18 protein-coding genes are annotated in these 17,812 nt (G+C 66.3%); 9 read left to right on the top strand and 9 right to left on the bottom strand.

Annotation, left to right across the window (positions count from 1 at the left end):
* Nucleotides 1-19 precede the first annotated feature (19 nt).
* From SH584_RS03210 to SH584_RS03220, 3 genes are read left to right on the top strand one after another with little or no spacing between them, the layout of a single operon-like run.
* Nucleotides 20-586, top strand: coding sequence for a DUF1285 domain-containing protein (locus SH584_RS03210; protein WP_324808509.1), 567 nt, complete (start codon nucleotides 20-22; stop codon nucleotides 584-586).
* Entirely contained in the window at nucleotides 583-1,173 is a 591-nt protein-coding gene (locus SH584_RS03215; protein ID WP_324808511.1) for a CoA pyrophosphatase, read from the top strand. Before SH584_RS03210 ends, SH584_RS03215 begins: the two co-directional genes overlap by 4 nt.
* Complete coding sequence (locus tag SH584_RS03220; protein ID WP_324808513.1) at nucleotides 1,170-2,345, top strand: CCA tRNA nucleotidyltransferase; 1,176 nt, start codon at nucleotides 1,170-1,172, stop codon at nucleotides 2,343-2,345. The genes SH584_RS03215 and SH584_RS03220 overlap by 4 nt, the downstream gene beginning before the upstream one ends.
* Before the next feature lie 90 nt (nucleotides 2,346-2,435).
* Here the strand turns inward: SH584_RS03220 and SH584_RS03225 are convergent, their stop codons facing one another.
* Nucleotides 2,436-2,963: a fasciclin domain-containing protein gene (locus SH584_RS03225; RefSeq protein WP_324809455.1), complete on the bottom strand. Its 528-nt coding sequence runs from the start codon at nucleotides 2,961-2,963 to the stop codon at nucleotides 2,436-2,438.
* Nucleotides 2,964-3,293: 330 nt separating this feature from the next.
* Here SH584_RS03225 and SH584_RS03230 point away from each other — a divergent pair, with 330 nt between their 5' ends.
* Nucleotides 3,294-3,719 (top strand): response regulator, encoded by a 426-nt coding sequence (locus tag SH584_RS03230; RefSeq protein WP_324808515.1) that lies wholly within the window; start codon nucleotides 3,294-3,296, stop codon nucleotides 3,717-3,719.
* Here SH584_RS03230 and SH584_RS03235 read toward each other — a convergent pair.
* The 3 genes from SH584_RS03235 to SH584_RS03245 all read right to left on the bottom strand — a co-directional run bounded on the left by SH584_RS03235 (nucleotide 3,712) and on the right by SH584_RS03245 (nucleotide 9,877).
* Entirely contained in the window at nucleotides 3,712-5,487 is a 1,776-nt protein-coding gene (locus tag SH584_RS03235; protein ID WP_324808516.1) for a putative bifunctional diguanylate cyclase/phosphodiesterase, read from the bottom strand. The genes SH584_RS03230 and SH584_RS03235 overlap by 8 nt on opposite strands.
* Before the next feature lie 39 nt (nucleotides 5,488-5,526).
* Nucleotides 5,527-7,776, bottom strand: coding sequence for a DNA topoisomerase IV subunit A (parC, locus tag SH584_RS03240; protein WP_324808518.1), 2,250 nt, complete (start codon nucleotides 7,774-7,776; stop codon nucleotides 5,527-5,529).
* 784 nt (nucleotides 7,777-8,560) lie between these two features.
* Entirely contained in the window at nucleotides 8,561-9,877 is a 1,317-nt protein-coding gene (locus tag SH584_RS03245) for a dicarboxylate/amino acid:cation symporter (protein ID WP_324808520.1), read from the bottom strand.
* 83 nt (nucleotides 9,878-9,960) lie between these two features.
* On the opposite strand from SH584_RS03245, the gene SH584_RS03250 reads away from it, so the two are divergent.
* Nucleotides 9,961-10,200, top strand: a complete 240-nt coding sequence (locus tag SH584_RS03250) for a hypothetical protein (protein WP_324808522.1) — start codon at nucleotides 9,961-9,963, stop codon at nucleotides 10,198-10,200.
* Nucleotides 10,201-10,203: 3 nt separating this feature from the next.
* Here the strand turns inward: SH584_RS03250 and SH584_RS03255 are convergent, their stop codons facing one another.
* Entirely contained in the window at nucleotides 10,204-10,992 is a 789-nt protein-coding gene (locus SH584_RS03255) for an energy transducer TonB (protein ID WP_324808524.1), read from the bottom strand.
* Nucleotides 10,993-11,151: 159 nt separating this feature from the next.
* Here SH584_RS03255 and SH584_RS03260 point away from each other — a divergent pair, with 159 nt between their 5' ends.
* Both SH584_RS03260 and SH584_RS03265 read left to right on the top strand, forming a co-directional pair.
* Complete coding sequence (locus SH584_RS03260; RefSeq protein ID WP_322842433.1) at nucleotides 11,152-11,613, top strand: PA2169 family four-helix-bundle protein; 462 nt, start codon at nucleotides 11,152-11,154, stop codon at nucleotides 11,611-11,613.
* A gap of 3 nt (nucleotides 11,614-11,616) precedes the next feature.
* Complete coding sequence (locus tag SH584_RS03265; protein ID WP_324808527.1) at nucleotides 11,617-12,045, top strand: DUF3597 domain-containing protein; 429 nt, start codon at nucleotides 11,617-11,619, stop codon at nucleotides 12,043-12,045.
* Between the two features lie 56 nt (nucleotides 12,046-12,101).
* On the opposite strand, the gene SH584_RS03270 is transcribed toward SH584_RS03265, so the two are convergent.
* A complete protein-coding gene (locus SH584_RS03270; protein ID WP_324808529.1) occupies nucleotides 12,102-13,229 on the bottom strand; it encodes an alpha/beta fold hydrolase in 1,128 nt (375 codons plus the stop codon).
* 644 nt (nucleotides 13,230-13,873) lie between these two features.
* On the opposite strand from SH584_RS03270, the gene SH584_RS03275 reads away from it, so the two are divergent.
* A complete protein-coding gene (locus SH584_RS03275; RefSeq protein WP_324808530.1) occupies nucleotides 13,874-16,162 on the top strand; it encodes an ATP-dependent helicase in 2,289 nt (762 codons plus the stop codon).
* A gap of 3 nt (nucleotides 16,163-16,165) precedes the next feature.
* Here SH584_RS03275 and SH584_RS03280 read toward each other — a convergent pair whose 3' ends face one another.
* Entirely contained in the window at nucleotides 16,166-16,738 is a 573-nt protein-coding gene (locus SH584_RS03280) for a PilZ domain-containing protein (RefSeq protein WP_324808532.1), read from the bottom strand.
* 207 nt (nucleotides 16,739-16,945) lie between these two features.
* Here SH584_RS03280 and SH584_RS03285 point away from each other — a divergent pair, with 207 nt between their 5' ends.
* Nucleotides 16,946-17,197, top strand: coding sequence for a glutaredoxin domain-containing protein (locus SH584_RS03285; RefSeq protein WP_324808534.1), 252 nt, complete (start codon nucleotides 16,946-16,948; stop codon nucleotides 17,195-17,197).
* Here SH584_RS03285 and SH584_RS03290 read toward each other — a convergent pair.
* Nucleotides 17,194-17,412, bottom strand: coding sequence for a hypothetical protein (locus SH584_RS03290; RefSeq protein ID WP_322842439.1), 219 nt, complete (start codon nucleotides 17,410-17,412; stop codon nucleotides 17,194-17,196). The genes SH584_RS03285 and SH584_RS03290 overlap by 4 nt on opposite strands.
* A gap of 70 nt (nucleotides 17,413-17,482) precedes the next feature.
* Nucleotides 17,483-17,689 (bottom strand): cold-shock protein, encoded by a 207-nt coding sequence (locus tag SH584_RS03295; RefSeq protein WP_322842440.1) that lies wholly within the window; start codon nucleotides 17,687-17,689, stop codon nucleotides 17,483-17,485.
* Nucleotides 17,690-17,812 lie beyond the last annotated feature (123 nt).

The following is a 17,812-nucleotide window of genomic DNA, read 5'->3' on the forward strand; positions in this document are numbered from 1 at the left end:
CGCGACTACATCGACCCCGATGCCCGAGAGCCGCCCACCGATCGACGACAGCGCCACCTCGCTAACCGAGCTCGCCGCCGCGATCGATGCGCGCGGCGGTTCGCCCCCGGTGGACCAGTGGAACCCCGACCAATGCGGCGATTCCGGAATGAAGATCGCACGCGACGGCACTTGGTTTCACGACGGCACGCCGATCGCCCGCCCGGCGATGGTCCGCCTCTTCTCGACCGTCCTCCGCCGCGAGGCGGACGGAAGCCACGTGCTCGTCACGCCGGTCGAAAAGCTGGCGATCGAGGTCGAATCGACCGCGTTCCGCGCGATCCGCATGACCCACGAGGGATCGGGCGAACAACGGCGCATCGGCCTCACGCTCGACAGCGGCGACGCGCTGATCGTCGGCCGCGACCATCCGCTGACCGTTGTCGAGACGCCCGACGGCCCCAGCCCCCGCGTCGCGGTCCGCTTCGGGCTGGAGGCCGAGCTTGCCCGCCCGCTCTATTACGAACTGGCCGACCTCGCGATCGCCGAGGCGCACGACCCGCCCGGGATCTGGTCCGACGGCATCTTCTTCCCACTGGTGGCATGAGCGAGAATCCTTCGTCGCTCGTCGCGCGGATCGAGCGAGCGCTTGCCACACCCCACACCGCCGATCTGCTTTCCGGCGACCTCATCGAAGACGAATCCGCCCTTCTCCGTGACGCCGCGGTCCTCGTGGCGATCACCGACCGCCCTCGCCCCGGCCTGATCCTCACCGTCCGGCGCGCGGACATGCGCACCCACGCCGGGCAGGTCGCCTTCCCCGGCGGCCGCGTCGACGCGGGCGAAACCTTTGCCCAAGCTGCGCTGCGCGAGGCGCAGGAGGAACTGGCGATCGACCCCGCGCAAGTGCGCCTGCTCGGCCAGGCAAGCGCCTACCGGACCGTCACCAACTATTCGGTCACCCCCGTCGTCGGCCTCGTCCCGCCCGATCTCGACCTGTCGCCAGAGCCTGCCGAAGTCGCCGACTGGTTCGAAGCGCCGCTTGATTTTGTGCTCGATCCCGCCAACCAGCGTCGAATGACCGCGCAATTCCGGGGCGCCGAGCGCTCCTTTTATCAAATCGACTGGAACGACCGCCCGATCTGGGGCGCGACCGCGGCGATGCTCGTCAACCTGTCGCGGCAGCTGGCATGACCGTCGACCCCGCCGATTGGCTCGACCGTCCCGGCGTTCGCCGCCTGCTGCTCGCGCTCGACGCCGAGCATGGCCATGCGCGCTTCGTCGGCGGGGCGGTCCGCGATCTGCTGTCGGGCGAGCATCCGGTCGACCTCGACCTCGCCACCACGCACCAGCCGGACGAGGTCGTGGCGCGGCTCCAGGCGGCCGGGATCAAGGCCATCCCGACCGGGATTGCGCACGGCACCGTCACCGCGGTCTCGTCGGGCACGATGGTCGAGGTGACGACGCTTCGCGCCGACCTCACCACGGACGGGCGCCGCGCGACGGTCGCCTTCACCGACGATTGGAAGGCCGACGCCGCGCGGCGCGACTTCACCATCAACGCGCTCTACGCCGATCCGCTGACCGGCGAGCTGTTCGACTATTGGGGCGGGCTCGACGATCTGTCGGCACGCCGCGTCCGCTTCATCGGCGAGCCGCTGCAGCGCATCGCCGAGGATCATTTGCGCATCCTCCGCTACTTCCGCTTCCACGCGCGCTACGGCAGCGGATCGCCCGATCCCGCCGCACTCGCCGCCTGCGTCGCGCGCGCCAACGACCTCATGGCCCTGTCGCGCGAGCGGATCGCCGACGAACTGCTGAAACTGCTGTCGCTCCCCGATCCCGAGCCCACGGTCCGTCTGATGCACCAGTCGGGACTGTTCGAGCCCGTCCTTCCCGAGATTTCCACCGTCGAACGGCTCGCGCATCTGATCGCCGCCGAGAATGAAGCCGGAATCGCGCGCGACCCGCTCCGCCGCCTTGCGGCGCTGCTTCCCGCCGATCCCGATCTGGCCGACCGCGTCGCGGCGCGGCTCAAGCTGTCGAACAAGGCGCGCAAGCGCTTGTCGCTTGCCGCCGATCGTTTGGAAAAGTTGGCGCCACGTCCGATGGCGTATCGCCTTGGGACCGAAGCCGCGGTCGATCGCCTGTTGCTGACCGACCAGCCTTCAGAGGCTGCGCAGATCGTCGGATGGACCCTGCCCCGCTTGCCGATCAGCGGCGGTCAGCTGATCGCGCGTGGGGTGGCGCAGGGTCCCGACGTTGCCCGGACGCTCCGCCAAATCGAAGACGCATGGGAAGACTCCGGCTTCCCCGACGGCGCCGCCTTCGAGGCGATCGTGCTCGCCGCGCTGTCGAACGACTGACGAAAAACGGCCCCGCGCCACAGGAAAAACGCGGGGCCGCTCCATTCGTCCCGGCCGCAAGGAAGGAAAGGCCGGGCGAAAGTCGGTCGATTATGCGGGCATCAGCACCGTATCGACGACGTGGACCACGCCGTTCGACTGCATGACATCGCCCTGCGTGACCGTGGACTTGCCGCCCTTGGCGTCGGTCAGCGTGATCGTGCCGCCGGCTTCGGTCGCGGTCAGTTCGCCGCCCGCAACGGTCTTCAGCTTGGCGCTACCGCCACCCGCCTGGATCGCCGAAGTCAGGTCGGCCGCCGTCATGCGGCCCGGGACGACGTGATAGGTCAGGATCCCGGTCAGCGTTTCCTTGCTTTCCGGCTTCACCAGCGTGTCGACGGTACCGGCAGGAAGCTTTCCGAAGGCCGCGTTTGTCGGCGCGAACACCGTGAACGGACCCGGGCCCGACAACGTCTCGGCGAGACCCGCCGCCTTGACCGCGGTAACCAGCGTCGTGTGATCCGCCGATGCCGAGGCATTCTCGACGATCGTCTTGGTCGGCAGCATTTCGGCGCCGCCCACCATTACCGGCGTCGTCGCAGCCATGCCGGCGTCGGCCATCCCGGCGTTGCCCATCATGTCATTGGCCATCATCGCCTCGTCGACATTGTCGACCGAATTAGCTGGCTCGGCCTGCTGGCAGCCGGCAAGCCCGATCAGGGCGATCGAACCGGCGAGCGAAAATTCCAGGGTTTTCGTCATGACTATCTCTCCTCACGCACATCGCGTCAGCAGAGCTACGTCGTGAAAAACCGGTTGGATGCCTCCAAGACACATTAAGTCGGATAACCGACAAAAGCGTCGCTCGAACGAAACTAATCCGTCATGGCATCGGTTGAGCGACTATCACAGGCAACCTCGGGCTCGCCGGTGCTGAGAGCCTTTGTGCTCCCGCTCCAGGGAGAAACCATGCTCGAAAAGAAACAGATACTGGTGGTGGAGGACAACAGCTTCGTCGCCTACGACATCGCGCAGGCGATCGAGCATTGCGCCGCGCACGTCATCGGCCCGGTCGCAACGGTCGCCGAAGCCATCCTTTTGCTCGATTCCGAAACCGTCGAGGGTGCCGTGCTCGATTGTCAGCTTGCCGACCGCGACATTTCGCCGGTCGCGCTGACGCTGCTCGATCGCAACATTCCGTTCGTCGTGCATAGCGGCACCGGGCTGCCCGAAGGCCTGCTCCACCGCGCCGATGAGATTATCTTGGTTCCCAAGCCGCTCGCGCCCGAGGTGGTGATTTCGGCGCTAGACCTGCTGTGCCCGGGTCCCGACAACGACGCTTCTCCGGCCCCTGAGTCGATCATGCCCGACGCCGACGCTGTTAAGCTTAGTTGAACCGTCGCTCGGCGCTGCGTGGCCGGTCGCGGCGGCTGGCCCAATAATCCAGCGCCGCACTCGCCTCCAACGGCTTGGCGAAATAATATCCCTGCCCCGACGAGCAGCCGAGCGTCGCCAGCGTCGTCGCCAGTTCGACCGTCTCGATGCCTTCCGCCGTCGTTTTCATCCCCAGCGCATCGGCCAGGCTCAGCACCGCGCGCACAATCGCGACCGCATCGGGATCGCGCATCATTCCGGTCACGAAGCTGCGGTCGATTTTCAGAACGTCGATCGGCAGCCGCTGCAGGTAGGCAAGGCTTGAATAGCCCGTCCCGAAATCGTCCATGGCGACCGTGGCATCGAGGCCCTTGAGGGCTTCGAACACCCGCGTCGCGCGCGACGGATCCTGGACGATCGAGCTTTCGGTCAGCTCCAGCGTCAGCCGCTCGCCGCGCAGCCCGCTCGACCGAAGCGCCGAAGCAACCACGTCGGCAATGTCGTCACGCGCCACCTGGATCGCGCTCAAATTGACCCCGACGTAGAGCGGCAACTCGCAGCCCATTTCTTTGTCCCACGACGCCATCGTCGTCGCGGCCTTGTCCATCGCCCAGCGACCGAGTTGCAGGATCAGCCCGCTTTCCTCGGCGACCGGGATGAATTCGCTTGGGCTGATCTCGCCGCGATCGTCATGGGTCCAGCGCGCCAGCGCCTCGAACCCCGACACCTCGCCCGATTTCAGATCGATCAGCGGCTGGTAGAACAGCTTGAGCTGGTCTTTTTCCAGCGCGCGGCGAAGCTCGGTCTCGATCGAGAAGCGCCGCCGAGCCGCGCTCGCTTCCTTTGGTTCGTAGACCTGCGGCTTGCCCGCGCCCTTGGCCTGCTTCACCGCGAATTGCGCGTTGCGGAACAGCTCCTCGGCGTCATTACCCTCGTGCATCAGCGCGATGCCGATCGCGCACTCGACCCGAATTTCCAGGTCGTTGAGCCGGAATGGCGCCGACAAAACTTGCTGGATCCGGTCCGCGGCCGCGAGCGCGTCGGCCACGCCGCGCTTCAGCCCGACCAGGACACCGAACTCATTGCCCCCCGTACGCGCCAGCACGTCGCCGCTGCGCAACGCCGAGATCAGCCGCCGCGCAAAGGTGATCAGCAATTCGTCGCCGGCCAGGCTGCCCATCGATTCGTTGATGCGGCTGAAGCGCAGCATGTCGACCACCAGCACCGCGTGCCCCGCACCCGTCTGCAGCGTCCCGCCGCGCGCCTCGATCGTCTCCGCGAACGACAGGCGATTGGGCAGTCCGGTCAGGCTGTCGCGCAGCATCTCGGCGCGCATCGTCCGTTCGGCCTGCACCTCGACCGTCCGCTCCAGCAGCGTCACCAGGCAGCGTGGTCGCCCGATCTCGCGCTGCATCGGCAACGGCGCCAGCTTGATCCGCCAGTGCCGCGCCGCGAATCCCTCCCCGTCGGTGAAGTCCAGCTCGTCGCGTGCATTGAAGTCGGCGAGATAGCCCGCCATCAGCTCGGCCACCGCGATGTGCGTGCACGAGCGGAAGTCGAGCCCCGACACCCCGACATCCGCCGAGGTCGCCATTACTTCGTCGAACAAGCGGTTATGCTCGAGCAGCTTGAGCACGCCCTTGCTGGTCACCGACACCACCGCCGCCGCGATCGGCAGCGCGTTGAGCAAGGCGAGTTCGTCCGTGCCCGAGGGGACGTCGTTCCTCACCCTGTCGCGGTCGGCGCGCACGCCCAAAGGCGCCGCCGAGCGCGTTGCTCCAGCCTGCATGGACGCAAGCGTTAAACGCGACAGGTTAACGGAACGTCATTACGGGTTCGGTTTCGCCACCGGTTCGAAGCGGTTCGACCGCGGGAAACCGTTCGGCGCGATCCGCCCGCTTGCTCCGCGGATCGCGCGCCACGGCGTCAGATCCTCCTCGGTCCGCACCCGCCCGGTCTCCCCGCCCAGCGGCCAGCTGATCCCCTCCGCCATCGCGAACGCGATCAGGTCGCTCAGCCCGCCGTCGCGATACCGCTGCAGCTGAACCCCCGACCCGCGCGCCAGCTCGGGCAGCTCGTCCAGCCGGAACACCAGCATCTTGCGGTTCTCGCCGATCACCGCGACCGCGTCGGCGCTTGCCGGCACCTTCTTCACCAGCGCGACGTTTGCCCCGCTGCGCAGGTTCATCAGCTGCTTGCCCTTGCGCGTCTCTGCCAGTACCGCTTCCCCGCTCGTCACGAAGCCGCGCCCGTCGCTCGACGCCGCCACCAGCCGCGTGTCGGGCTTGACCACCATCATCGCCACGATCTCGCGCTCGGCCTCCAGGTCGATCGTCAGCCGCACCGGCTCGCCGAAGCCGCGCCCCCCGGGCAGCTTGTCCCCGCCCAGCGTGAACACCCGCCCATTGTCCGCCGCGATCAGGATGCGGTCGGTGGTCTGCGCATGGATCGGCTTGCCCCACAGCTCGTCGCCCTCGCGGAACTTGAGCGTCTCATACTCGGCCGCGGCGAGATGCCCCTTCATCGCCCGGATCCAACCGCGCTGCGACAGGATCACCGTGATCGGCTCCTTCTCGATCATCTGGCTCCAGTCGAGCTCGCGCGCCGGCCCGCTTTCTTTCAGCGCCGTCCGCCGCTCGTCGTCGGCATAGGCCGCGCTCAGTCCCTCCAGGTCCTTCTTTAACCGGTTGCGCTGCTTGCGCGGGCTCTCCAGCAACGCCGCCAGCCCCTCGCGCTCCTTCGCGAGGCTCGCGCGCTCCTTGCCGATCTCAAACTCTTCCAGCCGCCGCAGCGAGCGCAGCCGCATGTTCAGGATCGCCTCCGCCTGCCGGTCGGTCAGCTTGAACTCGGCGATCATCACCGCTTTCGGCTCATCCTCGGTGCGGATGATCTCGATCACCCGGTCCAGGTTGAGGAACGCGACCAGAAACCCGTCGAGCAGCTCCAGCCGGTCGTCGATCTTCTCGATCCGCCGCGCGGAGCGCCGCACCAGCACCTCGATCTGGAACTCCAGCCACGCCAGCAGCACCTGCCGCAGGCTCATCACCCCCGGCGTCCGGTTCTTGTCGAGCACGTTCAGGTTGAGCGGGAAGCGCACCTCCAGCTCGGACAGTTTGAACAGGCTCTCCATCAGCAATTCGGGATCGACCGTCCGCGACCGCGGCTCCAGCACGATGCGCACCGTGGCGTCGCTCTCGTCGCGCACGTCGGCCAGGATCGGCAGCTTCTTCGTCGCGATCAAATCCGCGATCGCCTCGATCAGCTTGCCCTTCTGCACCCCATAGGGAATCTCGTGGACCAGCAGGTGCCAGCCCCCGCCCTTCTCGCGCTCGACCTCGATCCGCGCGCGCAGGCGGAAGCTTCCCCGCCCGGTCGCATAGGCCTGCGCGATCGCCGCCGGGCTGTCGACCAGCACCCCGCCGGTCGGAAAGTCCGGCCCCCGCACGAAGTCCATCAGGTCGAGGTCGCTCGCCCCCGGATTGTCGATCAAATGCGTCGCCGCCTCGACCAGCTCGCCGACATGGTGCGGCGGGATCGACGTCGCCATCCCCACCGCGATCCCGCTCGCGCCGTTGGCGAGCAAATTGGGGAACAGCCCGGGGAACACCTCGGGCTCTTCTTCCTCGCCGTTATAGGTCGCGCGGTAATCGACCGTGCCTTCGTCCAGCCCGGCCATCAGCCGCGCCGCGGTCGCGGTCAGCCGCGCCTCGGTATAGCGATAGGCGGCGGCATTATCCCCGTCGATGTTGCCGAAGTTCCCCTGCCCGTCGACCAGCGGATAACGAAGCGCGAAATCCTGCGCCAGGCGCACCATCGCGTCATAGACCGACTGGTCGCCGTGCGGGTGATACTTGCCGATGACGTCGCCGACCACGCGCGCGCATTTCTTATAGGCTTGGCTCGGATCCAGCTTCAGCAAGCGCATCGCCCACAGCAGACGCCTGTGAACAGGCTTCAAGCCATCGCGAACATCCGGCAGCGACCGCGCGGTGATCGTCGAGAGGGCATAGACGAGGTAGCGTTCGCTCAAGGCAGCGTCGAACGGCGAATCGATGATCGAGGTGTCGTCAGGTTGCATGGACGTTGGCTAGCAGGCGGTCGGACAACGCGTCGAGGGTCAGCCGCTCGTCAATTGAAGCGCCATCGAAGGGCGGAGCCAGCCTAGAAGGTTCCGGCGACGCTTTAGCGTCGTTGGAAGGCTGGCGGAGGGGTGTCGATGACCGAAAGGTCGGGAGATTCAGAGCTCATGGGGTGGTGGTAGCGCGGGCGGCGAAAGGGTCAAAGGGTCGTCATTCGACGACGCGAGATGACCACGCTTGCGACCGAACATCGCTCCTAGTTCATCAAGCGAATGTGATTTGTGTTTTCGGTGTCAACTTTGAAGGCTGGCATCGACGAATCCCGTTCTCTCTAGATTGCTCGAGGAGATGCTCGAACGGGCGCGCAACCTGCCCCGTCCCGAACCGCGGATCCGCTTCCTGTAGGACTAGCTTAAGTTCGCAAATCGGGCCTGAAAAAGCGCCTCACTCCACGAACTTTGTGAACTTAAGCGAAGGCCCTTTCAGGCCAGCGCCGGCGCCGCGACCGCCAGGCTAAGCATCGACAGGCTGGCCAGCACGGACAGGCCAAGGATCTTGAGGGACATGATCGGGCTCCTTTCACGAACGGCGTTGGGGGTGCGCGACGCCCGTCGGGGTCGGGATGTCAGGGGTCTTCCCCGCCGGACGCCGCCCCTTGTCCATGCACGGCTTTGCCGATCGCCACACGCGCCCCTCGACGGACCGCGCGTCGTCATCGCCCAATGAGTCGCTTTTCCGACAAACGGCGCGCCCGCCCCGACCAGCGGCCGAAGCGATGACGCGTCAGATTCCCGCCCCGGCCTCCGCGTCCGCGTCGGGTCTCCGCTCGCCCCGCGATACGCCCCCCGTCACCGCCACGTCCATCGTCACATTGCCCACCGTGCGGAAGATGTCGGGGATCGTCTCGACCGCGACCAGGATCGCCAGCGGCTCGATCGGCAGCCCCATCGCGATCGAGATCGGCGCGATCGAGGTGATGAAACTCAACTGCCCCGGCAGGCTCACCGCGCCATAGGTCGTCGTCGCCGCGACCACGATCCCCGCGATGATCGCGGTCACGCTCAACTCGATGCCCAGCCAGTGCGCGACATAGATCGCCACCGCGATGTTCATCGCCGGCCCGGTCGGGCGGAACAGCGCCACCGCCATCGGCAGCGTGATGTCGGTCGACCGTTCCTTCACGCCCAGCGTCTTCGCCGCGACGATCATCGCCGGCAGGCTGGCCAGGCTCGACTGGGTCGAGATCGCGACCGCCTGTGGCGGCAGCATTGCCCGCGCGAACTGGCTCAGTCGGAAGCGCCCGATCCCGATCGCGATCAGGTACGCCATCGCGATCACCGCGATCCCGACCAGCGATACGATAATTACATAATGCAGCACCGCCCCGAACGCCGCCGCGCCCGCGCCCGCGCCGACCGCGAACGCCAGCGCGAACACGCCGATCGGCGCGATCCACAATACCCAGCCGATCACCACCAGCAGCGCATCGGCCACCGCCGCGAAGAACTCGCCCAGCAACCGCCGCCGCGCCGGCGCCAGCTTGGTAATCGCAAAGGCGAACAGCAGCGAAAATGTCACCAGCCCAAGGATCGCCCCGTCCGCCGCCGCAGTGACGACGTTGCTGGGAATGAAGCTGCGCAGCAGGTCGGTCGCCTTGGGCACCGCGCCCTGCGCCGCGCTGCTGTCGACGCTCGCCAGCCCCGCGCGCAATGCCTCAGCCGCGTCCGCCGGCAATGGCGCGACGTCGAGCAGCAGCGGCGTCAGCAGCGCGCCGAAGATCGCCGACGCGGTCAGGATGACGACGAACCAGATCAGCGACCGCCGCGCGATCCCGCCCGCCTCGGCATGCTCCGCCCCCGCGACGATCCCGGTCACCAGCAGCGCCACGATCAGCGGGACCACCGTCATCTTCAGCGCGTCGAGCCACATCCCGCCGATGGTCGACGCCGCCTGCACCGCCGGCTCGCGCCAGCCGTCGCCGCTGCCCGCGGTCAGCGCACCCAGCGCCAGCCCGACGATCAGCGCGACAAGGATCCGCCACGTCGCGGCGCCGCTCAGCACGGGGGCGGCGGACTTTGTTGCCGTGGGGTGGTCGGTCATGCAGGTCGTTCCTTGGAAGCCGGGCCGACCATCATGGTGCGCCCGCGAAGGAACGACAAGCGGCCTGCGCGCATTGCATACGTATGGCCTTCACCCAACTCGACCCGCCCGTCCCCATGCACGTCGTCGATCGCGGCCCCGGCTATGCGATCGCGGTGATCGATTATGGACAGGAATTCGACCTGCTGTGGGTCGTCGGAATGGACGACGGCGGCGAAGTCTGGTGCGTCCCGAACCCGCAGGTCAGGCTTCAGGCCAATTTCTCCATGGGGCGGTCGAAAAAGGTCCCGCCCTCCCCGCGCATCGCCGCGGTCGGCGCGTGAAGGCTAGCGAAGCTTCCAGCTGACGGCCTGGCTCACCACGCTTCGGATCGGCTTCCCGTCGCTTCCCTTGGCGGGCGTGAACTTCGCGCGCTCCTTCAGGATCCAACAGGTCTGCGCGTCGAGCGTCGGGATGCCGCTGGTCACCTCCACCATGCAATCCTGGACTGCACCCTTCTCGTCCACCATCATGACGACCGCCGTCCGGCCTTCCTCGCGGCCCCGTAGCGCCTGCGCAGGATAGTCGAACGAACTGAAGAAATTGCCGAGGTTGGTGAGTGCCTGCGGCCGGGTTGATCCGGCGGGCATGTCGACGTTCCAATGTTGCCGGAGGTTGGTGCGACACGCAGCGAGCGCTTTCTTCACCGCATCGAGGGTACCGGTCGACAAGGACAGGTCGCCCTTTCCGGCCCACGTGATGCGATCGCCCGCGGTCAAGGCGTTTGCCTGCGCCCCACTGAGGATGATCGAACGCATGAAGCGGCCCTCGACGCCGTAGCGAAGCTCGCTCGCTTCAATCGGGGCGCCGGTGCCGAAGGAAAGGCTTGCCGGCATCTGGACGGCGCGCGCGCTCGGGCCCTTTCGCGCGACAAGCAACTGCATGACGTCGCTGGTCGGCGATGGTTTGAGAACCAGCAACAGTGGAGATTTCTTGTCGCCAAATTCGCGGCCCGCGACGCATTGCGCATCGTCATAGTCGACCTGCCACTTGCCGATCGGCGCGAGCGGGGCGGGTGCGGCCAAGGCCGGGACGGAACTGAGCGCCGCGACGGCGCCGACGAGAAAGCGAACCATGGCCGGATGATGCCGACGACAATTCGGTTGGGCAACCCCCACTCGATCCGTCGCATCCGGGGGGCGCTCGCCGCGATTTTCATTCGCCGTGGCATCGACCTGCGACCCCATGCGTTGAGCGAGCAGACGAACAAACATTCCCAGCAAGAAAGAATTCACATGACCGAGACCAGTCACGACATTCGCACGCTCAATAGCCTGATCGCCACCACGATCGACAGCGTCGACGGATATCGCACGTCAGCCGAAGCGGTCGAGAACACCCGCTTCGCCGACCTGTTCACCGCCCGCGCGGGCGAGCGCTCGTCGGTTGCCGAGCAGCTTCGCAACGAAGTGCGCAAGCTTGGCGGCAACCCCGAAGACGATGGCACCGTCCTCGCCAGCGCGCATCGCGGCTTTCTCAATCTGAAGGCGGCGGTGGTCGATCGCGACGACAAGGCGATCGTCAACGAGGTCGAGCGCGGCGAAGACCATATCAAGGCGAAGTATGAGGAAGCGCTGCAGGACAACGACCTGTCGCCGTCGACTCGCAGCCTGATCGAGGCCTCGTTCGCATCGGTGAAGAGCGGCCATGACGAGATGAGTCAGCTCAAGCACAGCCTCGAAGCGCAGGGGAACTAAGCCATGAGCATCTTCGGCAAAATCAAGGACGCCATCTTTGGCAAGAAGGCCGCGCCCGCCCCGCAAGAACGTCCGCAGATCCCCGCGGGCATGGACGGCGGACCGCCGATCGGCGGCACCACCGGGACCGCGACGGCTCAGCCTGCGCCGGCTCCGGCCCCCGCCGGCCAGCAGGTCGACGTCGTCCAGACGCTCGACCAGATCGCGGCGTCGAAGGGCAATCCGGACCTCAACTACACCACGTCGATCGTCGACCTGATGAAGTTGCTCGACATGGATTCCAGCCTCGACAACCGAAAGGAGCTGGCGACCGAGCTGGGCTATACCGGCGACAAGGACGGCAGCGCGGAAATGAACATCTGGCTGCAGAAGGAAGTGATGCGTCAGCTGGCAGCGAACGGCGGCAAGGTCCCGTCGAACCTGACCGACTGATCATCGACCGATGACAGAAAGGGGCGGTGGCCGAGGTGGCCGCCGCCCCTTTTGCGTCAGGCGCCCGAGCAGTTGCGCGGCGCGGGCCGGCCGGCGAAGCGGTCACCGATCCACGCCAGCGTCTGCGCCGCACTGTCCTTCGCACTTGTCGCATGACCGCCGGCACCGTTGATCGACGCGAACGTGAGCCGGGCGCCGGACTGACACAGCGCGCGCGCATGCGACCGGGTGACCGCAGGTGCGACGAGGTCGTCGGCAGGATTCTGGCCGATCCACAGCGGCACACCGAAATTGGCCCGGGTCGGACTGTTGGCGCGGGCGAGCTGCGACCACGGCTGGCGCGTGCCGAGATCGACGTTGCGAAGGTTGCGCTGCAGGACGAGGATGCCCGCGATCGTCGACAGTCGGGGCTTCGTCTCAAGCGAGATGCAATTATTCTCCGCGAGCCGCGTGATCAGGCCACGCGTCTGCGGCCCGCCGAGGGTAGCTAGGCTAGCGCCATAATGGTTCGCCCAGCTGTGCCCGATGAAAGCGGTGAACAACGTCCGTACGTTGCGGTTGAGGCTCTGGCGTAAATTCTGGATCAAGTCCGTCGGTGGTGCCGCCGCCGCCGCGCCGACCAGCGTGACGTCGTTGGCATAGTTGCGCGCTACCTGAGCGGTCCATAGCGCCGCATGGCCGCCCTGGCTTTCGCCCCATACCGCATAGCGCCGCCCCGCCGCCGCGCCCTGGATCGAGCGCGACGCGCGCACCGCGTCGATCGTCGAACGAGCGCTGTCGACCCCGACGAGGAAGGGATGGACGCCGTTGCTACCCAGACCGGGGTAGTCCGGCGCGACCACGACGTAACCCTGACGCACCGCGTCGAGTGCCGGAGTGACGTTCCAGAAATTGGCGCTAAGCGACGGCGCGCACCGGCTGGCCACACCCCACGTGCCGTGCGTCCAGGCCAGGACGTTGCGGGGATTGCGCGGAATGGCCTCACGCGGCGCGACGACCATGCCCGTCACCTGCCGCGGCTGCCCCTTCCCCGTGCTCGTCGAGTAACTGATCCTCCACGCCTGCATGCCGGCGGGGGTCGATTGGACGGGCGTGGCAGAGATCAACTGCCCAGCACGCTGGGCGTGGGCGGCGGAGGGGACGGCCAGCGTTGCGGCCATGATCAAGGAAGTCACCACGCGCATTCGACTTGCTCCTCGCGACGGACGGTGGCGACAGCGTATCAGCAAAAGCGGGGAAACATAGCGGGAGGCGATCGCCTCAACCGAAACCGGGGGGCGGAGCCTGCGGGGCCACAACGAGAAATGGGGGCCGGCATTGCTGCCAGCCCCCATCTGCGCCGAGCGAAGGATATGCCGGTGTTCGTCAGCTTGACCGACCCGAAGGTCTTTCCGCTCCTCGATCCTGGCTCACCAGCTCAGGCGTCGCGTCCGAACATGGATCCCAATCCGAAGACGGGTTCCTTGCCTTTCGCGGCCCTTCTTGGACCAATCCCCTTTCGCGTGCCTGCGTCCCGAGGGACACCGCTTTCGCGCTAGAAAGACTGGCTCTTCCGGCGCCTCTTCCGGTTGGTCCGACTTGGAACCGAAGTTCCTCCTCATCGCCATCCGGTGGAGATCGGACCTTCAGCCCATCCTCAACTTCTGGTCGTTGCCGACTTTCCGAAGAGGCTGGGACATCCGTCCCGATCACCCATTCCTTATGAACCTCGATCCGAGTCGCTCAAAGCGGAAAAAGCATCGCTTTGCCTGTGGATAACGGGGATAGTGCGCATAAGTCCGCGATATCGACGGTTGCCCTTCTGTTCCGCGGTGCCTACCTCGCTTCGGTGCCCGAATCCCCTGCCCTCTCGCCCGAGCCTGCCTATCTGTCCGGCCTGAATCCGCCGCAGCGCGAGGCGGTGCTGACCACCGACGGGCCGGTGCTGATGCTGGCGGGCGCGGGCACGGGCAAGACTGCCGCGCTAACCGCGAGACTGGCGCACATCATCGCGACTCGCCGCGCGTGGCCGAGCCAGATCCTGGCGGTGACCTTCACCAACAAGGCCGCGCGCGAAATGCGCGAGCGCGTGTCGAAGATTTCGGGCGGCGCGATCGAATCGATGCCGTGGCTCGGTACCTTTCACAGCGTCGCGGCGCGGATGCTACGCACGCATGCCGAGCTGGTCGGGCTGCAGTCGAACTTCACCATCCTCGACACCGATGACCAGCTGCGCCTGCTGAAGCAGCTGATCACCGCCGCCGACCTTGACGAGAAACGGTGGCCCGCGCGGCAGCTGGCGGGGCTGATCGATCGGTGGAAGAACCGTGGCTGGACCCCGGCGGAAATCGACGCGGCCGAGAGCGAGGGCTATGCCAACGGGCGTGGCCAGGAATTCTATGCGGCCTATCAGGAGCGGCTGAAGACGCTCAACGCCTGCGACTTCGGCGACCTGCTGTTGCACATGCTGGTGATCTTCAAGCGCCATGCCGACGTGCTCGAAAGCTATCGCGATCGCTTCCGCTACATCCTTGTCGACGAATATCAGGATACCAATGCCAGCCAGTACGACTGGCTGCGCCTGCTGGCCGAGCCGCGGCGCAACATCTGCGTGGTCGGCGACGACGACCAGTCGATTTACTCATGGCGCGGCGCGGAAGTCGCCAACATCCTTCGCTTCGAAAAGGATTTTCCGGGCGCGACGGTGATCCGGCTCGAGCAGAATTACCGATCGACGCCGCACATTCTGGGCGCCGCGACGGGCCTGATCTCCAACAATAGCGGGCGATTGGGCAAGACCTTGTGGACCGAGGTCGACGCCGGCGATCCGGTCAAGGTGATCGGCGTGTGGGACGGGCCCGAGGAAGCGCGGCGCGTCGGCGAGGAGATCGAAAACCACCAACGCAGCGGCGGATCGCTCGACGATTGCGCGATCCTGGTCCGCGCGCAGTTCCAGACGCGCGAATTCGAAGAGCGCTTCATCGCGATCGGGCTGGCGTACCAGATCGTTGGCGGCTTCCGCTTCTATGAACGCGCCGAGATCCGCGATGCGCTCGCTTATCTGCGGCTGGTGGCGCAGCCGGCGGACGACCTTGCCTTCGATCGGGTAGTCAACGTCCCCAAGCGCGGGCTTGGCGACAAGGCGGTGGCGACGATCCACGGTTTCGCCCGGCGCAGCGGACAGCCGCTGTTGATGGCGGCGGCGCAACTGCTCGACAGCGACGAGCTTCCGGCGCGGGCGCGGAGCAGCCTAGGCCGCTTCGTCGGCGACATCGCGCGCTGGCGCCAGATGGCGAACGAATTGCCGCATCCCGAACTGGCGCGGTTGCTGCTCGACGAATCGGGATACACTGCCGCGCTTCAGGCTGAGCGAAGCGCGGAAGCGGCGGGGCGGTTGGAGAATTTGACCGAGCTGACGCGCGCGATGGAGGAGTATGAGACGCTCGGCGCCTTCCTCGAGCATGTCAGCCTGGTGATGGACAACGACGCGGCGCGCGGCGAGCCGAAGGTCACGATCATGACGATCCACGCCGCGAAAGGTCTCGAATTTCCGGTCGTCTTTCTTGCCGGCTGGGAAGAAGGCGTCTTCCCGTCGCAGCGCGCGCTCGACGAGGGTGGGCTGGCGAGCCTCGAGGAAGAACGCCGCCTCGCTTATGTTGCGATCACCCGGGCTCGGGCCAAAGCGACGATCCTGCACGCCGCCAATCGCCGCATTTACGGCCAGTGGACGTCGAGCATTCCGAGCCGCTTCGTCGGCGAATTGCCCAAGGAGCATATTGACGAGGAAACGACGATGTCGGGCGGCGAGAGCCTGTGGCGTGCGCAGTGGAGCGAGCATGGCGATCCCTTCGCGCATCTCGCCGCCGCGCAATCGACCCGCGCGGCAACGCGAGGTCCCGGATGGCAGCGCGCATCGGGCGGCAATTTCTCGACCCAGCCGCAGCGCGTGATCGAAGCGCGGGCGAGCGCGGTCAGCCTGGGCAACAAGGGCCGTGACGACGTCGAGGTCGGGATGCGCGTCTTCCACGGCAAGTTCGGATATGGCCTGATCGCGGCGATCGAAGGCAACAAATTGGAGATCGACTTCGAAAAGGCGGGGCGCAAGCGCGTGCTCGACAGTTTCGTCAGCCTGGGGTGAGCGTCAGCCCGCGGTCCGCCGCATCGTTTCACGCACCCAAGGCATGATCGAGGACCAGCTGAGTTCTTCCATCAACTCGATCCCCGCGAGATCCCCCTTTCGCCAGACGATCTCTGCGGCCGGCACGTTAAGGCCGTCGACGAAGAGTGACACGAAGGTGTCGCGCGGGGGCAGTCCGTCGCCCTGCACCTGGAGACCACCAGAGGATATGTTGCGCAGAGTAGCCGCGGCCACGCTGGCGCCCCACTTCACGCCGACCGCGCAGCGCAGTTCGACGCGGGGCATGGTGCGGCGTTCGCCCGGCTGGCTGACCAGTTTGCGATTGAGCAGGGCGATCATGTCGATCGGCTGGCGAAAGCGAATGCCCGCCTCGCCGCCAGCGGCCCAATCGACGATCCCCGCCGCGCGCTGACCGGTGGCGAGTTCGATCGTGACCGGGTCGCCGGCCTCGCGGGCGGAAAAACCGCGGATGGTCGTTCCGAGCGACGAAATTCGGCGGATTCCACAACTCTGCCGCGCTCCATCGACGAGCATGGCGACCGGATCGAGCGCACCGATGGCGTCGGCCGCGGGCACGTCGTCAGGCCATGGCACCTGTCGCCGCCATAACGAATGTGGTGAGGGAACGGTCGTCGGACATCGATGCTCCAGAACTGCCGGACGCGATGCTGCATGCCCAAGCCTAAGGAGTCGTTAGCGCCCGCGCGATGGAACGGTCGCGTTCGCGAAGCGCTGGAGAAAGGAACGCGGCAGGCTGCCGCTCCAAAATCAAAGGATAAGATGATGGCCGACAAGCAAGCGACGCTCTATCGGATGGTCCTGCCCGACCACACCTGCCCGTTCGGCGTGAAAGCCAAGCAGATGCTCGAAGCTGCAGGGTATGAGGTGGAGGACAAGATCCTGTCGACCCGCGACGAAGTCGAGCGGACGAAGGAAGAATTTGGCGCCTCCACGACCCCGCAGATCGTGATCGACGGCGAGCGGATCGGTGGAAGCAGCGATCTGGAAGACTATCTCGCCGCTCAGGAAGTCTAGTAAGCGGGGACGGAGTCGCCGGCGAGCTTGACCTCGGCTTTACGGCGCTCTTCCTCTTCGCGCATCCGGTCGGCCTTGACCGAGCGCGAGGCGAGAGCATCCCAGGCGGCGGCGGCGCGAAGATGGCCGTCGCGAACATTGGCAAGCGCACTGGCATCGGCCTTCGTCCGCTCTTCGAGAGCGCGGGCGAGGTAGAAATCCGATTGGTTAGACATAGGCGCGCTCCCGCGTGAATGGATGGGAAAAGGCGGCCCGCTCTCCGATCGGAAAGCGGGCCAGCCGGCGTTAGATCGCCTTCAGGTTCGTCGCGCTCTCGCGGCCGCGACGGTCCGGTGCCAGTTCGTACGAAACGCGCTGGTCCGAAGCGAGGCTGCGCATGCCGGCGGCTTCCACCGCGCTGATGTGCACGAATGCGTCATTGCCGCCCTCGTCGGGGGTGATGAAGCCGAAACCCTTGGTTTCGTTGAAGAACTTTACGGTGCCTTGAATCATGGATTTATCCTTTCCACGGCGGCCCGAACGCCGAGCCGCTTAAAAAGCTAGAAGCGGCTGATTGGAAGGAAAGGCGGACGCACCGCCTGGTAACCCACGTCATGCGACTGGTAGCCCCGCTAC

It is taken from the genome of Sphingomonas sp. LY29 (assembly GCF_035593985.1).
In the GTDB taxonomy this organism is placed as follows: Bacteria; Pseudomonadota; Alphaproteobacteria; order Sphingomonadales; family Sphingomonadaceae; genus Sphingomicrobium.

Coding starts and splice junctions, on each gene's coding strand:
- SH584_RS03210 (WP_324808509.1), top strand. CDS start 20: ATGCCCGAGAGCCGCCCACCGATCGACGACAGCGCCACCTCGCTAACC.
- SH584_RS03215 (WP_324808511.1), top strand. CDS start 583: ATGAGCGAGAATCCTTCGTCGCTCGTCGCGCGGATCGAGCGAGCGCTT.
- SH584_RS03220 (WP_324808513.1), top strand. CDS start 1,170: ATGACCGTCGACCCCGCCGATTGGCTCGACCGTCCCGGCGTTCGCCGC.
- SH584_RS03225 (WP_324809455.1), bottom strand. CDS start 2,963: ATGATGGGCAACGCCGGGATGGCCGACGCCGGCATGGCTGCGACGACG.
- SH584_RS03230 (WP_324808515.1), top strand. CDS start 3,294: ATGCTCGAAAAGAAACAGATACTGGTGGTGGAGGACAACAGCTTCGTC.
- SH584_RS03235 (WP_324808516.1), bottom strand. CDS start 5,487: ATGCAGGCTGGAGCAACGCGCTCGGCGGCGCCTTTGGGCGTGCGCGCC.
- parC (WP_324808518.1), bottom strand. CDS start 7,776: ATGCAACCTGACGACACCTCGATCATCGATTCGCCGTTCGACGCTGCC.
- SH584_RS03245 (WP_324808520.1), bottom strand. CDS start 9,877: ATGACCGACCACCCCACGGCAACAAAGTCCGCCGCCCCCGTGCTGAGC.
- SH584_RS03250 (WP_324808522.1), top strand. CDS start 9,961: ATGGCCTTCACCCAACTCGACCCGCCCGTCCCCATGCACGTCGTCGAT.
- SH584_RS03255 (WP_324808524.1), bottom strand. CDS start 10,992: ATGGTTCGCTTTCTCGTCGGCGCCGTCGCGGCGCTCAGTTCCGTCCCG.
- SH584_RS03260 (WP_322842433.1), top strand. CDS start 11,152: ATGACCGAGACCAGTCACGACATTCGCACGCTCAATAGCCTGATCGCC.
- SH584_RS03265 (WP_324808527.1), top strand. CDS start 11,617: ATGAGCATCTTCGGCAAAATCAAGGACGCCATCTTTGGCAAGAAGGCC.
- SH584_RS03270 (WP_324808529.1), bottom strand. CDS start 13,229: ATGCGCGTGGTGACTTCCTTGATCATGGCCGCAACGCTGGCCGTCCCC.
- SH584_RS03285 (WP_324808534.1), top strand. CDS start 16,946: ATGGCCGACAAGCAAGCGACGCTCTATCGGATGGTCCTGCCCGACCAC.
- SH584_RS03290 (WP_322842439.1), bottom strand. CDS start 17,412: ATGTCTAACCAATCGGATTTCTACCTCGCCCGCGCTCTCGAAGAGCGG.
- SH584_RS03295 (WP_322842440.1), bottom strand. CDS start 17,689: ATGATTCAAGGCACCGTAAAGTTCTTCAACGAAACCAAGGGTTTCGGC.